The organism is Burkholderia sp. M6-3 (assembly GCF_050858985.1).
GTDB lineage: Bacteria > Pseudomonadota > Gammaproteobacteria > Burkholderiales > Burkholderiaceae > Paraburkholderia > Paraburkholderia caledonica.
In genome coordinates, this window is the sequence record NZ_CP110091.1 from 205,295 (window position 1) to 225,306 (window position 20,012).

The following is a 20,012-nucleotide window of genomic DNA, read 5'->3' on the forward strand; positions in this document are numbered from 1 at the left end:
CCGGCTATCGTTCGCCTCCACAAGCGCTCAACGCGGGATCAGGTTTAGAAAGTGTCCCAGTCTTCCGTTCGGGTTGCAGCCGCAGCCCCAGCTCCACTGCTAGCCGTAGCAGCGATGGTGGGGCGCAGCGTGGGCGCCGCAGTGCGCCTGTTCGAGATCGCGCCGTTGTTCGCAGAGGCGCTTCGCGCGCGAGGCGCAGCGAAGGACGCATGCGTTGCCGACAACGCGGCGCCTTCGAGACGGAAGAACGACACCGACTGATTTAACTGCCGGCCCTGATCTTCGAGCGATTTCGACGCGGCCGCCGCTTCTTCCACTAGCGCGGCATTCTGCTGCGTGACCTCGTCCATTTGCGTGATCGCCTGATTGACCTGTTCGATGCCGCGGCTTTGTTCCGCCGATGCCGCCGCGATTTCGCCCATGATGTCGGTCACGCGTGCGACGGCCTGCGTGACTTCCGCCATTGTCATGCCCGCCTTGTCGGCGAGTGACGAGCCGTCCTGAATCTTCTGCACAGATGTGCTGATCAGGTCCTTGATCTCTTTTGCCGCGCTCGACGAGCGCTGCGCGAGGTTGCGCACCTCGCTAGCCACTACTGCGAAGCCTCGCCCCTGTTCGCCCGCACGCGCCGCTTCGACCGCGGCATTGAGCGCCAGGATATTCGTCTGGAACGCAATGCCTTCGATCATGCCGGTGATCTCGGCGATACGCGTGGAGTTGGCGCTGATCTCGCCCATCGTCCCCACCATTTGCCCGACGACGCCGTTGCCCTTCAACGCGACTTCGGATGCATTGGCGGACAAGGTGCTCGCCTGCTGCGCATTCTCGGCGTTCTGTTTGACGGTGGCGGTCAACTCTTCCATGCTCGACGCGGTCTCCTGAAGAGACGACGCCTGTTGCTCAGTGCGCGACGACAGATCCACGTTGCCCGACGCAATCTGACTCGAGCCCGTTGCGATGCTGTCCGCCGCATTGCGGACATTGCCGATCAGACAAACGAGGCTCGACTGCATCTCGCCCATCGATGCAAGTACACTGCCCGCCGGTGCAGTGCTCGCTCCGGGAACCGAGCGCAAGTCGCCCTCTGCGACGCGCCGCGTGACTTCCGCAAGCGCAACGGGCTCGGCGCCAAGCGCACGCAGCAAGCCGCGTGTGATGATGATCCCGGCTCCGACAGCGAGCGCAATCGCGCCGAAGCAGAAGACGATCAGCAGGTTGCGCTGATGTACGAATTGCTCCGCCGATTCCTGCGCCAACTGCATGGCGTGTTCATGCGTGGCCTCGGCGTATGCATTCGAAGCCTTGATCAACGCGGCGAGCAATGGCCTGCACTTGACCGCGATCTCGGCAATTGCGGCGTCGCGCTGTCCGTCCACGGCGAGCCTGTCGATCTCCAGCGCGACCGGCCGATAAAGCTGTTCGATCCGCGATATTTCGCCAGCCATAGCACGGGCCTTATCGGTCATGTCCGGAGCGCTCGCCACCATTGCATTGAATTTCTCGAGGTTGCTCTCCACTCGTTTCTCGGCATCGAGCACCGCGGCCTTTTCGACCTCGAGGTCGGCAGATGAAGAGACCAGCACCAGGTTGCGCACTGCCATCGCACGGTCGTCAACGGCGCTTCGAACCGACTCGGCCATCTGCGCGCGCGCATTGACGCCACTCATATAGCCGGTGAAGCGCTCGTTCGCATTGTTCAGCGCTTTCAGCGAAATGGCCGAGACAATCAACACGACGACAGCAAGGGAACCGAACGCGGCTGCCAGCTTTGCCTTTTCCGAGAGGTTACGAAAATTCATGATTTCTGGACTCCAGTCGACACTTTTCTGGCCGAGAACTAAGTCAAGCCTTTCGATTCCCTTTAACGCGAGGGGCAGCAGCACGCGATCCCAATCAGTTGGCGCCGGTGCTGAACGCAATAACGGCCAGCAGTGCGATGGCAATAGGGCGACTAGTTTGCGCAATTCACGCGCAAAGGTTTGCGCATCATTGATATTCGCTATGAAGCAATTGCTCAATCAGAAATCGCGACTCTCGCGCCAGTTCCGAGGCAATATGACGCCCGCGTGACATGGCAATGGCGGCCATCGCGGCTTCATCTTCTGCTGGTAAATTGCGGGTTGTTAGAAACCTGAAGCGGAAGCAGGCAATGGACGACTTATGAAATCTGAACTTCTGCTGCAAACTTACGGCTCGGACTCGTCGGGCATCGTGTGCGGCTTTGTGTTCTCGCCGACGCAACCGGGCCGGCCCATTTCCGCCGATGACGCGCTCGAATGGCTACATGCGCAGCAAAGCGCGGGTGCTGCGCCGCATGCCGACGAATTCATATGGCTGCATTTCAACCTGGCGCACAGCGCGAGTGAACGCTGGATGCGAGCGCAGCTCGATTTGCCTGAGACGTTTTTCGACGCGTTGCGGGAGGGTTCGCACTCGACGCGTATCGAGCAGGCAGACGGCGCGCTGCGCGCGGTGGTCAACGACGTCATGTTCAACCTCGAGTTCATTCCGTCGGAGATCGCGACGTTATGGATTTACACGCATCAGCGAATCATCGTGACGGCGCGTCTGAAGCCGCTGCGTTCCGTGGACCGGCTGCGCGCGTCGGTGAAAGAAGGGGAGGTTTTCCGCTCGCCAGTAGAACTGCTCGTCCATCTGATGCGCGACCAGGCCGATCTATTGGTGCAGATCGTCCGCCGCACGAGCGCGGACATCGATGGTATCGAGGACCGCTTCCTCTCTCAGCGGCCCACGCAAAACCGGCTGGATCTGGGCGCGATGCGACGCATGCTGACCCGTTTGCAGCGGATGCTTGCGCCGGAGCCGGGCGCGATTTTTCGCCTGCTCGCAAGACCGCCTCGCTGGCTTCACGCTGAAGACGTGCAGGATTTGCGCGAGTCGACGGAGGAGTTTTCAGTCGTGCTCTCCGACATGGCAGGCCTGATCGAACGCGTAAGACTGCTGCAGGAAGAGATCATTTCGAGGCTGGAAGAACAGAACAACCGTACTCTGTTCACGCTCACTTTGGTCACGGTTCTCGCGATGCCGATCAACATCGTCGCGGGGTTCTTCGGCATGAACGTGGGCGGCATTCCGTTTGCCGAGAACCGCCACGGCTTCTGGGTGATGGTAGTGCTCGTGGCCTGCTTCACGGGACTGACGGCCTGGTGGGCGTTCCGACGAAGAAAGGACCGATAGCGCGACTTGCGCATACTATTGCCGATGCACCGCGTGACGGCAAAGCGGCGGCATCGAAACGAAGTCTGTCCGTGCGGGGGCTATGCCAACGGACGTTAGAGAAAAATGAACGGCCGCACGCCGCATGTGCGGCCAACAATAATGCCAAAAGACCATGTCCAGTTCCCTTGCGCTGCTCGCCACCGTGTTCGTCTCATGCCTTTCGAGCGCGGCCGTGCTGGGTTACCTTGCGCGATGTAAGGTCGCCGGATTACGCCGCTGGCTTGCCGCGCACTGCCTGTTCGCCGTCGCATCCGGAGTGCTGTTTCTCGTGCATGGCCGCCCTTCGGCGGCCGTGATGCTTGCATCGTGCATGCTCGTGCTTGGCGGCGCGCTTCTCATGCTGCAAGGTTGCCGCGCGTTCGTCGGCAAGCCGCCGGGCCGGACAGGCGAGCATCTCGCGTTAGGCGTGTGCGTGGTTGCCGTCATGTACTGGACCTGGGAGTCGCCGAACGTCAGCGCGAGAGCTGCGGTCATGTCGTTCGCGCTTGCATATGCGCGCATCGCCGTAGGGTGGACGCTCTGGAGTTCGCGTGTGCGTGAGCGTCCGCAATACGGCCACTGGCTCGTGCTTTGCGCGGCGCTCGTCGGCGGAATCGTGTACTTCGCGCGCGGCGTTCTGAACGCTTTCTTCGCCGATCCTGCGACAAGCTGGCCGACGCACGTCGCTCCCGATTTCGCCTTTCTGGGCATCAGCATTCTTTCGTTGCCGCTCCTGTCGATCGGCCTCGTGATGGTGGCCAACGACCGGCTGATGCAACAGGTCGAAAAGCTGGCCACGTACGACGAGTTGACCGGCGCTCTCGTGCGTCGCGCATTCATGAACCGGGGCACGACGCTCTCGCAGATGGCGCGCGCGGCGCACACCGAATTGTGCGTCGCGATTATCGACATCGACGATTTCAAATCCATCAACGATCGACACGGGCATGCCACAGGCGACCGGGTTCTCGCCGATTTTGGCGCCGAAGTGCATCGGCACTTGCGTCCCGGCGACGTGTTCGGTCGCCTGGGCGGCGAGGAGTTCGCGATACTTTTTCCGCAGACGTCGATGGCGGAAGCGGCTCGCCTGGTCGGCAGCATGCTCGCCGCGGTCAGCTGCCCGCAGCCGGCTGCAAAAGGCAAGCTGTCGTATGCGTTCAGCGCCGGCATCAACGAATGCGCACAGGCGGAGAGTCTGAGCGACGCGCTGGCCGGCGCGGACGCCATGCTGTATCGCGCGAAACGAGCCGGCAAATGCCGGATCGAACTGGCGCGGACGGAACGCGCGAGCCAGCCTGCGGACGACATGGCGCGCTCGGCGTATTAGCGCCGCGCGTTGAACGTCTGCACGCTGCGTTGACGCACTATCGCGAGTTTTCACGCTCCAGCGGCTCGCCCAACACGAACGGTCCACCCTGAAAGCGCTGCGCCGGGTCGTCGCGTGAGCCGTCAGGCGCCGTTGCGGGAAAGCGCTCTGCAAACGGCGCGGAACTGTCGCGCGGATTGAAGCCAAGGAAACTGGCCTTGGTGTTGTCCCACCACTTGACCGGATTGTCCGACGCGCCGTACACCACCACATGCCCCACGCGGTTCGTGAACAGCGAGCAGCGCACGAGTTCGATGAAATCGCGATAGCTCAGGTACGTGACGAGCATCCGCGAGTTCTTCGGCTCTTCGAACGACGAACCGATGCGCATGCACACCGTCTCTATGCCGAAGCGATCGTAGTAGTAGCGCGAAAGCGCCTCGCCGAAGCATTTGGTCACGCCGTACAAGGTGTCGGGTCGCTGCGGCGCGTTGGCGTCGAGTACTTCGGTTACCGGATGAAAACCGATCACGTGGTTCGAACTGGCGAACGCAATGCGCTTCACGCCGTGTTTGCGTGCCGCCTCATAGAGGTTGTACGTGCCGGCAATGTTCGCGCCGAGAAGGTCGTCGAAAGGGGCGTCGATTGAAATGCCGCCCAGATGCACGATTGCGTCCACGCCTTCCACCAGTTGCATGACGGCCTCCCGGTCCGCCAGATCTACCACGCTCGTTTCCTCGTGCGGCGCTGACTCGCCCAGACTCGCAATGTCGGTCACACGAACCACATCGGCCCATTCTGCGAGCGCGCCGCGCAACTGGCGGCCGAGGTTGCCCGCGGCGCCCGTGAGAAGCAGTCGCCGGAACGGCTTGCGTGGTGCGGCGTCGGGTTGGGTCATCGTTTGGCTCATCGGTGAAACTCCTGCAAGTAGCTTGACTAGTTAGGTAAACGTTTTTGACAGCGGGTGAGTCGACGCGAAGCCGGGCGTTAGTGAACTTTTCGGGGTGTCGGAAGGGCCCGCATATCAGGTCTTTTCTGCGACAATCGGTTAACAAAGAGAAAACGTTACCTTCGGGATGAAAAAACTTTCTCCGACCATTCGCGATGTCGCTGCCGCTGCGGGTGTCTCGGTCGCAACCGTGTCGAAGTACATGAACGGCGCGCAACGCTTCTCCGCGCCGGTCGAGGCTCGACTGAAGGCCGCGATCGAAGAACTCGGCTACCGTTCGAACCCGCTCGCACGATCCATGATCACCGGCCGCACGCGCGCAATCGGGCTGACGATTCTCGACATCAGCAATCCGCACTTCACCAACGTCGTGAAGGGCGCGAACCGCATTGCGCTGCGCCACGATTACACGCTGCTGCTCGTCGATACCGACGAAAATCAGGCGCGCGAACGGCCGTTGATCGAAGCGCTTGCGCAGCGCGTGGACGGGCTGATCCTCAGTTCGCGCATGTCCGACAGCGAGTCGCAATGGTTGCTCGATCTCGGCAAGCCACTCGTGCTGCTGCGGCACAGCGATACGTTGCCGATTCCGAGTGTGGGCATCGACAACCGGCTCGCCACCTACATGCTCGCGCGGCATCTGCTAAATCTCGGTCATCGACAAATTGCTTACCTCGGCTTTGGACAGGCACGTATCAACGACGAGCGGATTCGCGGCGCGCGCGAGTGTCTCGAAGAAGCGGGTCTGACGCTCGATGTCTACGACGCGCATGCGCCGACCTCTCATGCCGGCGAACACGCATGTTCGCGCGTCATGCTCGGCCCGCGCAGGCCGCATGCGGTGATCTGCTATAACGACCTGATCGCGCTTGGCTTCATGAAAGAGGCCGCGTCGCTGGGTATCAAGGTGCCGCAGGAGTTGTCCGTAACCGGCGTCGACAACGTTCCGTACGGCGAATACGCAGCGCCGGCGCTGACCACGGTCGATATTCAAAGCGAGAAGATGGGCGAGCTCGCGATGCAGAAACTGATCGACGCACTTGCGGGCCACGCCGACACAGGACATTCGATGTTCGAGCCGAGGCTCATCGTCCGTGAATCGACGGCGGCCTGCGGCTGACACGCGTCGCGGTCTCACTCGCGGTTTCGCGCATTCACACATTCACGCTTCGAACTTCGCCGGCGCCATGCGCGGCGTCAGCATGTGCATCACGGCAAACGCGATGAGATAGGCAAGCGCGCCGATCGCGAACAGCACCCAGTAGTGACCGGTGCGTTGCAGCACCTGTCCGATCACTTCCGAAAACAGCACGCCGCCAATCGAACCAGCCATCCCGCCGATGCCGACAACCGCGCCAAGCGCGCGCTTCGGAAAGAGGTCCGACGCCGTGGTGAAGAGATTGGCGGACCAGCCCTGATGCGCTGCTGCCGCGAGGCCGACGATCGCAACCGCGCCCCATAGGTTGTCCACCTGCGAGACGAACGCGATGGGCAACACGCAACACGCGCAGATGAACATCGCCGTTTTGCGCGCGGCGTTCACGCTCCAGCCTGCACGTAGCAACGCCGACGAAAGCCAGCCGCCGCCGATGCTGCCCACGGTCGTCATCGCATAGATACAAACGAGCGGCAGGCCGATGTGCTGCATGTCCATGCCGCGCGACTCGTTGAGCCACTTCGGCAGCCAGAACAGATAAAACCACCACACCGGATCGGTCAAAAACTTGCCGATCAGGAACGCCCAGGTCTGCCGCTTGCGGATCAGCACGCCCCAACCGGGCGCGCGGGCGTTGGCGTTGGCGGCATCGAGCGCTTCGACTTCGTCGCGGGCTTCTTCGAGATCGTCGTCGTGTGAACGCGGTTCAGCCGAGCGGTAAAAAGCGAACCATACGGCGAGCCAGACAATGCCCAGCGCGCCGATGATCACGAACGCCGAGCGCCAGCCGAACGCCAGTGCAAGCGGCGGGATGATCGCGGGCGCGAACACTGCGCCGATGTTCGCGCCTGAGTTGAAGATGCCGGTTGCCAGCGCACGCTCGCGCCGCGGGAACCATTCGGCGGTGGTCTTGATTGCGGCCGGGAAATTGCCTCCCTCGCCTATGCCCAGCAACGCGCGAACCATTGCGAAGCCGGTTACCGAGCCTACCGCGGCGTGCAGCATCGCGGCAATGCTCCATACGAGCATTGCAAGCGCGTAGGAAATTCGCGTGCCGAGCCAGTCGACGATCCGGCCGAAGCACAGCAATCCCACTGCATAAAACGCGGAGAACGCGATCACGATGCGGCCGTACTGCACCTGGCTCCAGCCGATGTCGTGCTGCAGCAGCGGCGCGAGCAGACCGAGAATCTGCCGATCCATGTAGTTGATGACCGTCGCGAAGAACAGCAGCGCGCACACCGTCCAGCGATAGCGGCTGGCAGTACGGGCTAGACCGAGTACAGCAGTTTGCATGGATGTCTCCGTCGCGCAGCCTCGCTCGTCGCGCCGCGCTTTATATGCCGGGCGACGAGCGCCCCAAAGCCCGTCACGTACGACGCAGTGCAACAGCACCGAGTCGACGATTTGGACCTATTTAGGAAAACGTTTTTCTAAGCATAGAAGCTTTGCGGGATCTTTTCCAGTACTGAGTTTACCTAGGGTTGTGTGCGGGGCCGCAGTGGTGCGAGCATTCAGTCCTGACGAAAAGTTAATCGTTTTCTTGAGTTGTTCGGAGGCCAGTTGTGCTCCATCCAATTCCAATTAGGAGACAAACATGCGTTCCCCACTAGATCCACGCGGCGTGTGTGCCGCGAGTGCGCTGACACTTCTCATGACGGCCTGCGGAGGCGGCAGCGATACGATCCAGCCGCCTGCCGCCGCGCCCACGCCTTCTCTTCATTCAATCGTCTACGGGGCGACCGATACCAGCGTCCCGGCCGGGACCGATGTGCCCATTACGATGATGGGGCAGATGCGAGCGCTGTTCGACCTGATCAGAAAGGCGCCGGACTTTACGCAGGTCGTGATGGATCTCGGGGACGGCAGTCCGGTACACGTGCTCGACACCAACACCGGCGACAAGTTTCTGCCGGGCAAGCTGGCGCTCGGCCTTTCATACATCCTGATCGATATGAAGGCCAAGGGCGACCCGAAGTACGCGGACTACCTGGCGACGTACCAGAAGATCACCACCGCGATGATGAGCCAGACGAGCGGCGCGGATTACCTGTATGCGAACACGTCGTGGGGCGAATATTATTACCTGGTTACCCTGAACAATTTCAAGGCGCGCGGCATGCTGAATGAAGTATTCAGCGACGCGATGCTGGCTACGCTGCAAAACCGCCTGACGTTTTGCGACATGTTCGGCGCAGACTCCAGCGGCAAAACCAACACATGCCCTGCTGCCGGCGTGCCGATCGACGTTGCATCGCTCAACACCGCGCAGAACTATTACGCTGTCTCGTACGGTATTGCAGGACTACGGCAAAAGCTCGGATGGAGCAATCCGACTTTCTCGTCTGCGACCGACCCGGCCGTTGCGACGATGAGCGCACGCGATGCCTTGTTGTACACGCTCGCCAACCATATTCGAAACGATTCGTCCGGCGGGTTCTCCGACGAAGCGTCGAACACGCACACGACTTATTACGACAAGGCGCGTTTCGACAGATACAGCACGTTGCTAATCGGCGAAGTGGTGGAGCGCACACTGGAAATGGGTAATGAGGCCAATCTCACGCCGGAATTGAAGGGCTATTTGAGAAAATCGGTGGATCTCATTCTTCCGCAATTGAATGCCGACGGTGCGGGCTTCAACTACGGGCGCTCCATCGGTCCTTATGGCGACTCCGCATTCATGGAAGTGCTCACGGCGGCGGCCAATGCGGGCGTATTGACGCCGCAGGAAATGCGGATTGCCTATACGTTCATCTATAAGGCGGCCCATCGCTACGAGACGTTCTGGTATGACCCGACGTTGCCGACTCCTTCGGTGAATATGTGGGTCAAAGGCCGTGGCACCGACACATACCGCGGCAAGCCGCGCGTAATGGGTGAGAACTTCAGCCTGCTGCATCAGTACATGTATGTGGATGCGTGGTGGAGCAAGCTCGGCTTCGGCGGCAAGGCGCCTATGCCGGATTCCGACTTCCAGGCCTGGCTCGATGCGAGGCCGCGCTATACGCTCACCTGGTACAACCAGCCCACCGATACCGCGCACCCGTACAGCGCGGCGCTTGTCACGGTACGCGACGGCAATCGGGTCATCAATCTGAACCTGAGCCAGGCGCCAGACTACAACTCGTACACGCCGTATTACCCTGTTCCTTTCTCCGACAAGCTCATTTACGGCACGACGGACCTCGGCTATGCACTGCTCATTCCGCAAGTGTCGTACAACGGCAAGACGTACATACCGGTCACGTACTATAAAAATCTGAGCGTCACGCAAAGCAATGGCCAGGTGATCGTATCGTTCGATACCGCAAAGTTCAGACAAGCCACAAAGAACGCAGCGTTTTCCACCGACCTCGATTTGCAGGCACACACCGTTCTCACGTTCGGTCACGGTACGCTGACGCGAACCGATACGCTAAGCTCGGCAACGCTGACCGGCAATCTGGCCGTCGAAACGGATTTCACTTCGTTCGCCGATTTCCAGAAGACGACAGCCAGCAGCGACGGCTTCTCGGTCAACTACGCCAATAGCAGCGCGACTGCTTACGGCACGACCGGCTTCGACGGTTGCGCGCTGTCGAACTTCGACACAGCGGGCGGCGTGGCTAATCCCTTGTCGACAACACCAATCGGCCAGTTGCATTCGAAGTTTGCGTGTACCACGCAGCCCTTCACGCTGAACGCGGGCGGCAACCGTACGCTCGCCTGGAGCCTGAAGTACTCGAGCTAGTGTCGTTCAGTGGGGCTGCTCGATCATCAGATAGCGAATCACCAGCGCAGGGTCGGCTATGTCGAGTATCAGGCGCCGCAGGATGCGCTTGCGCATATGGTTCTCGTCGAGCAGCCACGGGCCGCCTGCGTCGCTCAGATAGCGGCACAGCGCGGCGCGCGTGTCGGTGTCGGAGGGCACGTTCAGGCGTACTGCGAGGAGCCCGGCGACGACGTCGTCGAGTTCCAGCGTCAGCGGACGCGAGTCGATGGTGAGCGTCAGTTCCATAGGTATTCGAACCTCACTCAAGGTGGCTGCGGCTGTTGCAAAAAGCGGCTCCGTCAGTCGCGAACCGACAGCGGAGCCGGACCGGAGCCGTGCCAAATATAAACACGGCAATGCCAGCCAAACTTTTCAATAATCGAGTTCCGGCGCGGAGACCGCACTTGTCGCCAGCATGCTGGCGGAAAGCGAAATAAGGTTTCTCGGAGCGACTTCAAGAGGGTAGTTACGAGGGAGTTTGTAACAAGATTTGTCGGCTGACGAGATAGCCGGCGCGCAGTATCGTTTGCGAAACGCGTACTTGAAAAACCTTGGCCGTCGGCCTATTTTATTTTCGCTCAGCAGTCGCGTTGCATGCGCTGCGTGTTTCGATTTGTTTGTCAGTGGGTAGATTTCCCTGATCGGCGAGCTGGAGCGCGTGGTCCGGTTCGCCCCACAGGGCGAAGGAGCAACACCATGAGCGATAAAAAATGGAACCCGTTCAAGTTTCTGCGCGGCACGGGCCGCAAGCCCGAGGCGGAGAATGCCTCGGCAAATACTTCGGCGCCGCCGTCCAGCGAGCAATGGCGCGCGGCGTGGCCTGACATTTCGCGGCTCTTTCCTCGCGATTCCTGGCGTGCCGTCGAGGAGTTCTTCCACGATCCGTTCGCAGGCCGCGGCGCGCTCGAGCGATGGTTTGGCGACTTCAGCTCGTCGCGCTTCCAGCCGCGTATCGACGTGGTCGACGAAGGCAAGATATTGCGCGTGACGGTCGAACTGCCCGGCATGGAGCGCGACGACCTGACAGTGAGCGCCGAGGACGGCGCACTCGTATTGCGCGGCGAGAAGAAGCAGGACGTGCATAGCGAGGAAGACGGTTGCTATCGGCTCGAACGGGCGTACGGAAGGTTCGTGCGCACCATCCCCATGCCGGAGAACGCCGATCCTGAGCGCACGCTGGCCAGGTTCGACAAAGGCGTGCTGACTCTAACCGTACCGAAGCAGGAGCCGACGCGGGCCGCGAGCCGCAACATTGAAATTGGCTAGCGCGATAGGAATTGCATCGCCGAGCGTCATAAGCGTCTGGCGGCGAACAGGCGCGAGGGGACCGGGCCGTTAGCTCAGCTGGTAGAGCAGCGGACTTTTAATCCGTTGGTCGGCGGTTCGAATCCGCCACGGCCTACCATCGAGTTCCGGCTAACCGGACCGGAACCGGGCCGCTGCGCCCGAAAAGAGTGCGCGTTGGCGCATCGCAGTGCAGGTCGTCACCGCGCGAGGGCACAAACAACGCCTGACGCGCGGAAAAGCAGCAACTTCTTCGTTGGCACGCTTCCCGCTTAAGGGAGTGGGCAAGGAGCCGGCGCATCATCCGGTTCGTCAAACAATTTGGAAATGGACGGCTAGGGTTCCGGCCTGCTTCGCGCAGGTGCTGGTCCGAGAGCTGTCGACCTCAGGCGAGGTTACACGGCGGGATAAAAGCCCGGGAGAGAACGCGATGTTTGCGCTGCTCCCTGCCGTCGCTAACCGTCCCCTCCGAGGTCAACCTCATGCGCAAGCTCGTTCGCTGTCTTGGCATTGCCGCCATCTCCCTCGCCACATTCGCCTCTAGTGCCGCGTTCGCCGCGGGCCGCAACGACTTCAAGGTTTGCTGGACCATCTACGCGGGCTGGATGCCGTGGGGTCAGGCGAAGACTCAAGGCATTGTCTCCAAGTGGGCCAAAAAATACGGCATCAACATCGATGTCGTGCAGTTGAACGACTACGTCGAGTCGATCAATCAGTACACCGCCGGCAAGTTCGACGGCTGTGCAATGACCAATATGGACGCGCTCACCATTCCCGCTTCGGGCGGTGTTGATTCGACAGCGTTGATCGTCAGTGACTACTCGAACGGCAACGACGGCGTGCTCATGAAGGGCAAAGGCAAACAGATTGCCGATCTGAAGGGACAGCAGATCAATCTCGTGCAGTTCTCCGTGTCGCATTACCTGCTCGCCCGCGCATTGGAAAGCGCGCATATGAGCGAGCGCGACCTCAAGGTAGTGAACACGTCCGACGCCGATATTTCAGGCGCTTTCGCGACGCCTGCCGTCCACAACGCGGTGACGTGGAACCCGATGCTCGCCGACCTGAGAGCACAGCCCAACGTGACCGAAGTCTTCGACTCCAGCAAGATTCCTGGCGAGATCATGGACATGATGGTCGTCAACACGAAGACGCTGCAGGCGAATCCCGCACTCGGAAAAGCACTGACCGGGGCCTGGTTCGAAATGGTCGCGTTGATGCACACCAACTCGGCAGAAAGCACCTCGGCTTTGACTGCAATGGCAAAAGCCTCCGGTACCGACCTCGCGAACTTCAGAGGCCAGCTTTCGACTACGGCGCTTTTCTACACGCCGAAGGCCGCACTGGATTTCGTCACCAGCCCTGACATGCCGAAGATCATGACGCGCGTCGCAAAGTTCTCCTTCGACCATGGTCTGCTCGGACAGGATGCCCGCAGCGCGGACGCCGTGGGCATGGCGTTCGACAAAAACGTCGTGGTGGGCAACAAGAACAACGTCAAGCTTCGTTTCGACCCGACCTACGTCGAGATGGCTGCCGCGGGCAAGCTCTGACACGGATATTCCCGGCTTAAAGAGGCGGTCACCATGAGATTGATCAATCGACATCCGAGCCGGATCGGCGGCCTGATGCTACTTCTGCTGCCGTTCGTCGTGCTATTGGTTGTGTACTTCATGGGGTCCGCCGAGCGGCTCAAGCTCAATCCCGATGACAAGCTGCTGCCGGGCGTGGCGCAAATGAGCGATGCGGTGAAAGCAGTCGCATTCACCGAGGACAAGCGCACGGGTGAGTACCTGTTGTGGGCCGACACGCTGTCGAGCCTGAGACGACTCGGAATCGGCCTTCTCGTCAGTGCGGTCATTGCTCTCGTGGTAGCCGTGGCAACGGGCTCGTTTCCGGTGATAAGTGCAACGCTATCGCCTTTCGTCACGGTGATCTCGATGGTGCCGCCGCTCGCGGTGCTGCCGATTCTCTTCATTGTGTTTGGACTCGACGAATTGTCGAAGGTGGTTCTCATCGTCGTCGGCATCACGCCGATGATCATTCGGGACTTGCATGCTCGCGCGCGAGAGATCCCAGCGGAGTTGTGGGTCAAGGCTCAGACGCTTGGCGCAACGAGCTGGACGTTGATCTTGCGACTCGTACTGCCGCAACTTCTGCCGCGACTGCTTGCGGCGATGCGTCTTTCGCTCGGAGCCGCATGGCTCTTTCTCATCGCGGCCGAGGCGATTGCGTCGACCGATGGTTTGGGTTACCGCATTTTCCTCGTGCGCCGATATTTGTCGATGGACCTGATTCTGCCGTACGTCGCGTGGATTACGCTGCTTGCCTGGCTCACCGACGAACTGCTTCGCCGGATCACGCAGTGGTGCTTCCCTTGGTATGGCGGAGGCGCGCGATGATCGAAGTTCGCAACGTCTGGAAAGAGTATGGCGATCAGGTTGTGCTCGAACGCCTGAACCTGACCGTTAAAGAGGGCGAGTTCTGTTCGATGGTCGGCGCGTCGGGTTGCGGCAAATCAACGTTTCTTCGACTTCTGTTGGGACAGGAGCAAGCGACGCGCGGCCAGATTCTGCTCGACGGACAACCGTTGCCGGGCGAGCCGGATGCACACCGTGGCGTGGTTTTTCAACGCTACTCGGTGTTCGACCATCTCACTGTGCTGCGCAATGTGACGCTCGGGCTGGAGCTTTCGCAAGCGAAGTTCACTGGGCGGCTCTTCGGCGCTCAACGGCGTCGGGCCCGCGACGAGGCTGTCGCGATGCTCGAACGTGTGGGCCTTGGCGCCGCCGCTAACAAGTATCCGCAGCAGCTTTCCGGCGGTATGCAGCAACGCCTTGCAATCGCTCAGGCGCTGATGATGAAGCCCCGCGTGCTGCTGCTCGACGAGCCGTTCGGCGCGCTTGATCCCGGCATTCGCCGTGACATGCACGAGTTGCTGTCTGACCTGTGGCGCGAATCGAAGCTCACCATCTTTATGGTCACGCATGACCTGAAAGAAGGGTTCACCTTGGGCAGCCGCGTACTCGTCTTCGACAAGGTTCGGGTGGACCCTCAAGCGCCCGGAGCTTACGGGGCACGCATTACCTACAACATTCCGCTCGACCGAAGCCGCGAATCCGTGTCCGCTGTTCACCTGGCCCGGGCGGCGGTGCAAGGCGCGTCGAGTCTCGAAGCAATCTCGGACTGAAGGGAACCCGGATATGAATCTGTTACTTGAAGAAACCGTGCCCGGCGGCGGTCATACGTCGCTCATCGTCAAACGCGGACAGTCGCTTCGCGTGACCGACCTGCACGGTGGCGCAAACGTCAGCGTCATGATGGTCAATGCAACGGAGAAGAGCGAGCGTCTCAACCTGCCTGACTCGTTGAAGTGCCAGCACACTGCGAAGCTCACTGCCGGCCACTGCCTGTATTCGGACATGGGCCGCGTACTCGCCGCGATCGTGGCAGACACGTGCGGCTGGCATGACAGCATCGGCGGGGTGTCGAACGCTGACGAGGTCTTCGAGCGATACGGCAGCGGGCGCTACCAGGAGTTGCGCAACGCTTTCTATCGCAACGGCACGGACAACCTGCTCGTCGAGATGAGCAAGTGGGGGCTCACCATCTCCGACTTGCTGATGACGCTGAACCTCTTCAGTCGTGTGGACGTTAGCGACGACGGAACTCTCAGCTTCGTGAAGGGCAACTCGAAGGCCGGCGATTACGTCGACCTGTATGCGCCGATGAACACGTTGGTCGTGCTGACTGCGATCCAGCATCCGCTCGACCCAAACCCCGAATATTCGCCGAAGCCTGTGAAGCTGGAATTGAGCGAGGCGGACCCGAGCGTGGCCGAAATATGTCGCACCGCATGCGATGAGAACGTGCGCGGCTTTATCAACACCGAACGATTCTTTCTCTGAGCGGGGGGCTACTCATGACCAGCGCACTTGTTGTCAGTGACAAACGTCCGGAAACTGCGGCTTTCCGCCAGACCGTCGCGGCGGGCGAACCGTGGCTTCACGAGGTGAAGGCCGGGAGTACATTGCGCATCGTCGATCTCGAAGGCAATCAGGCGGTCGACACGCTTTTCTATAGTCTCGCCGACCCTCGCGAGCGATTCGACCCGCAACGCACGCTGCGGCGTCAGAAAAGCCTGTATCTGACGGTCGGTTCGGTTCTGTACTCGAATCGCGGCAACGCGATGTTGACCATCGTTGCCGACACCTGCGGCCGCCACGATACGCTCGGCGGTGCCTGTGCGCAGGAGAGCAACACGGTTCGTTATGCGCTGGAAAAGCGTTACATGCACAGCTGCCGCGACAACTTCCTGCGTGCTTGTGCGCACGACGGCCGTCTTTCCAAGCAGGACGTCGGTGCGAACGTCAACTTCTTCATGAACGTGCCTGTCACTGCCGAAGGCGGTCTTACGTTTGAAGACGGCATTTCGGCGCCGGGCAAGTACGTCGAGTTGCGCGCGGAGATGGACGTCATCGTGCTGATTTCGAACTGCCCGCAGTTGAACAACCCGTGCAATGCCTACAACCCTACGCCCGCGGAGTTGCTGATATGGGACTGAAGCGCGTTCGCAGTTTTATCTACTTCCTCTTGCTGGTGCGCTCCGGACGCTGCGTGACTTGCACTCGCGAACAACTGAATCTGGCAAATCGCTGATGCGACTTCGGCCGTGGACGACCGCGGCTGCAAATTCCCACGGCGGGACGGCCCGCCTTTGAATCCGGGTTCCTCCCATGTTTGAGAAGATCCTCATCGCCAATCGCGGTGCAATCGCTTGCCGCATCCTCAGAACGTTGCGCGAACTCAATGTGACCGGAGTCTCCGTTTTTTCGGAGGCCGACAGGGCGAGCCGTCATGTGAGCGAAGCGCCGATTGCGCACGAATTGGGCGACGGCCCCGCAGCGATCACCTACCTGGATTCGGCGAAGATCCTCGAGATTGCTCGCCGCGAAGGCGTGCAGGCTATTCATCCAGGATATGGGTTCCTGTCCGAGAACGCAGCTTTCGGCGAAGCATGTGAAGCCGCGGGCATCGCCTTCATCGGCCCAACGCCCGCACAGTTGCGAGCATTCGGTCTTAAACATACGGCTCGGGAGATTGCGGGCAATCAGGGTGTGCCGATGCTCAACGGCACCGGTTTGCTGGAAGACTTGCCGACGGCACTCAACGCAGCTGAATCCATTGGCTATCCAGTGATGTTGAAAAGCACGGCCGGCGGCGGCGGTATCGGCATGCGAGTCTGTTGGCATGCGGACGAGCTCAGTGCGCATTTCGATGCGGTCAAACGCCTTGGCGAGAACAACTTCAGCGATTCAGGCGTGTTTCTCGAGAAATACATCGAAAGAGCCAGACATCTCGAAGTGCAGGTTTTCGGCGATGGAAAGGGGGACGCGATTGCGCTCGGTGTCCGCGACTGCTCGGTGCAGCGACGCAATCAGAAGGTGCTCGAGGAAACTCCTGCGCCTTGCTTGCCGGAAGGGATCGCAGAGGCATTGTGTGACGCTGCCGTCAAGCTTGCAAAGGCGGTCGATTATCGCTCTGCCGGTACGGTGGAATTCGTGTACGACAGCACCGCTCAGCAGTTTTACTTTCTGGAGGTGAACACACGTCTGCAGGTCGAGCATGGTGTGACCGAGCAGGTTTGGGGCGTCGACCTCGTTCGCTGGATGATCGAGTTGGCAGCAGGAACGCTCGCGCCGCTGAATGAACTCGCCGCAGGTCTCACACCGCGAGGCCATGCGATTCAGGCGCGACTCTACGCTGAAGACCCGGGCAGCGATTTCATACCGAGTCCGGGCCTACTCACCGATGTGGCTTTTCCGCAGGCCGACGGAAGTGCGCTGCGTATCGATACGTGGATTGAATCGGGCTGCGAAGTGCCGCCGTACTTCGATCCGATGCTCGCAAAGATCATCGCGTGGTCGCCGACGCGCGAAGAGGCGCGACACGCGCTGAACGATGCGTTGCAGAAAACCCGTATCTTTGGCGTCGAAACAAACCGCGACTACTTGCGCCAGATTATCGACGACGAGCCTTTTGCGTCTGGAGAACCGTGGACCCGCTGCCTGGAAGGCCTGAAGTATCGAGCGAGTACGATCGAAGTGGTCAGTGGCGGCACCCAGACCACGGTGCAGGATTTCCCCGGCCGACAGGGTTTCTGGGCAGTGGGCATACCGCCGTCGGGTCCCATGGACGACCGCGCGATGCGGCTCGGCAATCGCCTGCTCGGCAACGCGCCGGAAGCGGCTGCTCTCGAAATCACAATGAGCGGGCCGACGCTAAGATTCAACACCGACGCGGTTGTCGCGGTTACGGGTGCAGAGATTCCAGTGCTGCTGGACGACGTAACGCAACCGCTGAATACCAGCGTCTTTGTGCCGGCGGGTTCAGTGCTGGCGCTCGGTACGATCCGGGGCGGCGGTGCGCGCGCATATCTGTGTGTGCGCGGCGGCTTCGACGTTGCGCTGTATCTGGGGAGTCGCAGTACTTTCACGCTGGGCCAGTTCGGTGGGCATGGTGGCCGCGCCGTTCGCGCGGGCGACGTGCTTCATCTTTATCCGCTGCAGGATACGCAAGCTGGCGCGGCGCTCTCCAATGTGCCGAAGCTGGAAAGCGTTCGCACGATACGCGTGATCTACGGTCCGCACGGCGCGCCGGAGTACTTCAGTGCCCGTTATATCGAGCAGTTCCTCGATACGGAGTGGGAAATACATTTCAATTCGAGTCGCACCGGCGTGCGCCTCATTGGACCGAAGCCGGAGTGGGCGCGTGAAGACGGTGGAGAAGCCGGGCTGCATCCGTCGAATATTCACGACAATCCTTATGCAGTCGGTGCCGTCGATTTCACCGGTGACATGCCTGTGATTCTCGGGCCAGACGGTCCGAGTCTGGGTGGCTTTGTGTGTCCGGTGACGATTATCGAAGCAGACCTGTGGCACATCGGCCAGCTCAAGGCAGGCGACAAGGTTCGTTTCGTGCCCGTGGAAATCGAACATGCACGCGAAGCTGCACGCGAGCGTACCCGAGAGCTGGAGAGCCTTGAGATTGTGCAATGCGTGCCAGTCGAAAGACGCTCGTCGCTGACGTCTCCCATTGTTCTCGACTCGGGCGCTGCCGATGAAAGGCTCGTGGCACGCTTGTCCGGCGACACACATCTTCTGCTGGAGATTGGGCCGCCGGAACTCGACCTCGTGTCGCGTTTTCGCGGGCATGCGCTGATGCAGGCACTCGAAGCGAAAGTGCTGCCGGGCGTGATCGATCTCACGCCAGGAATACGTTCGCTTCAGATTCATTATCGGCCCGAAGATTTATCTCTTGCGCAACTGCTTGGCATCGTAGAGGAGGCCTGGGAGCAAGTCCTGTTGATGAAGGACCTTCGCGTTCCGTCGCGCGTCGTCCACATTCCTCTTTCGTGGGACGACCCCGCGTGTCAACTCGCGATCGAAAAGTACATGACGACGGTGCGCAAAGACGCACCGTGGTGTCCGAGCAACCTCGAATTCATTCGCCGCATCAACGATCTCGAGTCTATCGACGCAGTCAGGCGCATCGTCTTTGACGCGAATTATCTCGTGATGGGGCTCGGCGACGTGTATCTGGGCGCACCGGTCGCGACGCCGCTCGATCCGCGTCACCGTCTCGTGACGACCAAGTACAACCCGGCGCGGACCTGGACCGCGGAGAATTCGGTGGGCATCGGCGGCGCGTATCTGTGCGTCTATGGAATGGAAGGGCCCGGAGGCTATCAATTCGTCGGTCGCACGCTGCAAATGTGGAATCGCTATCGGAAGGTCGCGGACTTTGGCGGGCAGCCCTACTTGCTGCGTTTCTTTGACCAGATCCGCTTCTACGAAGTCTCGGCGGAAGAACTGCTGCGCATTCGCGCTGACTTTCCGCTCGGACGCTACCCGTTGCGGATCGAGGAGTCGGAGCTATCTCTGCCGGACTATCAGGCGTTCCTTGCGAGCGAATCGACCAGCATCGAAGAGTTCCGGTCCCGGCAACAGGCAGCATTCGAAGCCGAGCGTGAACGCTGGCGAGAAGCGGGCACATCGGAAGAGGCAATCGAGGCGCCCGTGGCCGAAGACGCTCAACTGGCGCCTCTGGAGGACGGCGAGGTGTCAGTCGACAGCGAGATCGCCGGGAGCCTCTGGCAGGTAAAGGTGAAGCCCGGCGACGTGGTTGCCGCAGACGACATACTGCTTATTATCGAGTCGATGAAAATGGAAATATCCGTTTGTGCACCCTGCGCCGGAACCGTCGGCGAGATTTACGTGGGTCCGGGCTCGCCTGTGCGCGCCGGGCAGCGGATTGCAGTCATTGAACGTCATTAAATACGAGG

The 20,012-nt window shown here is 60.6% G+C and carries 15 protein-coding genes, 1 tRNA gene and 1 riboswitch; of the genes, 12 read left to right on the forward strand and 4 right to left on the reverse strand.

Going from position 1 to position 20,012, the window contains the following annotated elements:
* Positions 1-44 precede the first annotated feature (44 nt).
* Positions 45-1,799 carry a methyl-accepting chemotaxis protein gene (locus OH764_RS18240; RefSeq protein ID WP_498850212.1) on the reverse strand — a complete coding sequence of 585 codons (1,755 nt, stop codon included), beginning with the start codon at positions 1,797-1,799 and terminating at the stop codon, positions 45-47.
* A gap of 361 nt (positions 1,800-2,160) precedes the next feature.
* Between OH764_RS18240 and OH764_RS18245 the strand changes: the two genes are divergently transcribed.
* Both OH764_RS18245 and OH764_RS18250 read left to right on the forward strand, forming a co-directional pair.
* Positions 2,161-3,198 carry a transporter gene (locus OH764_RS18245; protein ID WP_498850213.1) on the forward strand — a complete coding sequence of 346 codons (1,038 nt, stop codon included), beginning with the start codon at positions 2,161-2,163 and terminating at the stop codon, positions 3,196-3,198.
* A gap of 154 nt (positions 3,199-3,352) precedes the next feature.
* Positions 3,353-4,546 carry a GGDEF domain-containing protein gene (locus OH764_RS18250; protein ID WP_498850214.1) on the forward strand — a complete coding sequence of 398 codons (1,194 nt, stop codon included), beginning with the start codon at positions 3,353-3,355 and terminating at the stop codon, positions 4,544-4,546.
* Between the two features lie 37 nt (positions 4,547-4,583).
* On the opposite strand, the gene OH764_RS18255 is transcribed toward OH764_RS18250, so the two are convergent.
* A complete protein-coding gene (locus OH764_RS18255; protein WP_498850215.1) occupies positions 4,584-5,435 on the reverse strand; it encodes an NAD-dependent epimerase/dehydratase family protein in 852 nt (283 codons plus the stop codon).
* A 166-nt stretch (positions 5,436-5,601) separates the two neighbouring features.
* Here OH764_RS18255 and OH764_RS18260 point away from each other — a divergent pair, with 166 nt between their 5' ends.
* Positions 5,602-6,594 (forward strand): LacI family DNA-binding transcriptional regulator, encoded by a 993-nt coding sequence (locus OH764_RS18260; RefSeq protein ID WP_110404409.1) that lies wholly within the window; start codon positions 5,602-5,604, stop codon positions 6,592-6,594.
* Between the two features lie 42 nt (positions 6,595-6,636).
* Here the strand turns inward: OH764_RS18260 and OH764_RS18265 are convergent, their stop codons facing one another.
* The gene (locus tag OH764_RS18265; protein WP_498850216.1) at positions 6,637-7,926 is read right to left on the reverse strand and encodes an MFS transporter; all 1,290 of its coding nucleotides are present in this window, start codon (positions 7,924-7,926) and stop codon (positions 6,637-6,639) included.
* Between the two features lie 301 nt (positions 7,927-8,227).
* Here OH764_RS18265 and OH764_RS18270 point away from each other — a divergent pair, with 301 nt between their 5' ends.
* The gene (locus OH764_RS18270; protein ID WP_498850217.1) at positions 8,228-10,363 is read left to right on the forward strand and encodes a hypothetical protein; all 2,136 of its coding nucleotides are present in this window, start codon (positions 8,228-8,230) and stop codon (positions 10,361-10,363) included.
* A 6-nt stretch (positions 10,364-10,369) separates the two neighbouring features.
* On the opposite strand, the gene OH764_RS18275 is transcribed toward OH764_RS18270, so the two are convergent.
* Entirely contained in the window at positions 10,370-10,630 is a 261-nt protein-coding gene (locus OH764_RS18275) for a hypothetical protein (RefSeq protein WP_110404407.1), read from the reverse strand.
* A gap of 450 nt (positions 10,631-11,080) precedes the next feature.
* Between OH764_RS18275 and OH764_RS18280 the strand changes: the two genes are divergently transcribed.
* The 8 genes from OH764_RS18280 to uca all read left to right on the forward strand — a co-directional run bounded on the left by OH764_RS18280 (position 11,081) and on the right by uca (position 20,004).
* On the forward strand, positions 11,081-11,650 hold the full coding sequence (locus OH764_RS18280; RefSeq protein WP_394340546.1) for an Hsp20/alpha crystallin family protein: 570 nt from the start codon (positions 11,081-11,083) through the stop codon (positions 11,648-11,650).
* Positions 11,651-11,713: 63 nt separating this feature from the next.
* Positions 11,714-11,789 (forward strand) — tRNA-Lys (locus OH764_RS18285).
* A 203-nt stretch (positions 11,790-11,992) separates the two neighbouring features.
* Positions 11,993-12,092: riboswitch (guanidine-I (ykkC/yxkD leader) on the forward strand.
* Positions 12,093-12,150: 58 nt separating this feature from the next.
* A complete protein-coding gene (locus OH764_RS18290) occupies positions 12,151-13,221 on the forward strand; it encodes a putative urea ABC transporter substrate-binding protein (RefSeq protein ID WP_408415355.1) in 1,071 nt (356 codons plus the stop codon).
* Between the two features lie 33 nt (positions 13,222-13,254).
* Positions 13,255-14,070 (forward strand): ABC transporter permease, encoded by an 816-nt coding sequence (locus OH764_RS18295; RefSeq protein WP_498850218.1) that lies wholly within the window; start codon positions 13,255-13,257, stop codon positions 14,068-14,070.
* Positions 14,067-14,858 carry an ABC transporter ATP-binding protein gene (locus OH764_RS18300; RefSeq protein ID WP_498850219.1) on the forward strand — a complete coding sequence of 264 codons (792 nt, stop codon included), beginning with the start codon at positions 14,067-14,069 and terminating at the stop codon, positions 14,856-14,858. The genes OH764_RS18295 and OH764_RS18300 overlap by 4 nt, the downstream gene beginning before the upstream one ends.
* 13 nt (positions 14,859-14,871) lie before the next feature.
* Entirely contained in the window at positions 14,872-15,576 is a 705-nt protein-coding gene (locus OH764_RS18305; protein ID WP_498850220.1) for an urea carboxylase-associated family protein, read from the forward strand.
* A gap of 14 nt (positions 15,577-15,590) precedes the next feature.
* Positions 15,591-16,232: an urea carboxylase-associated family protein gene (locus OH764_RS18310; protein ID WP_498850221.1), complete on the forward strand. Its 642-nt coding sequence runs from the start codon at positions 15,591-15,593 to the stop codon at positions 16,230-16,232.
* Between the two features lie 172 nt (positions 16,233-16,404).
* Entirely contained in the window at positions 16,405-20,004 is a 3,600-nt protein-coding gene (gene uca, locus OH764_RS18315; RefSeq protein ID WP_498850222.1) for an acetyl-CoA carboxylase biotin carboxylase subunit family protein, read from the forward strand.
* Positions 20,005-20,012 lie beyond the last annotated feature (8 nt).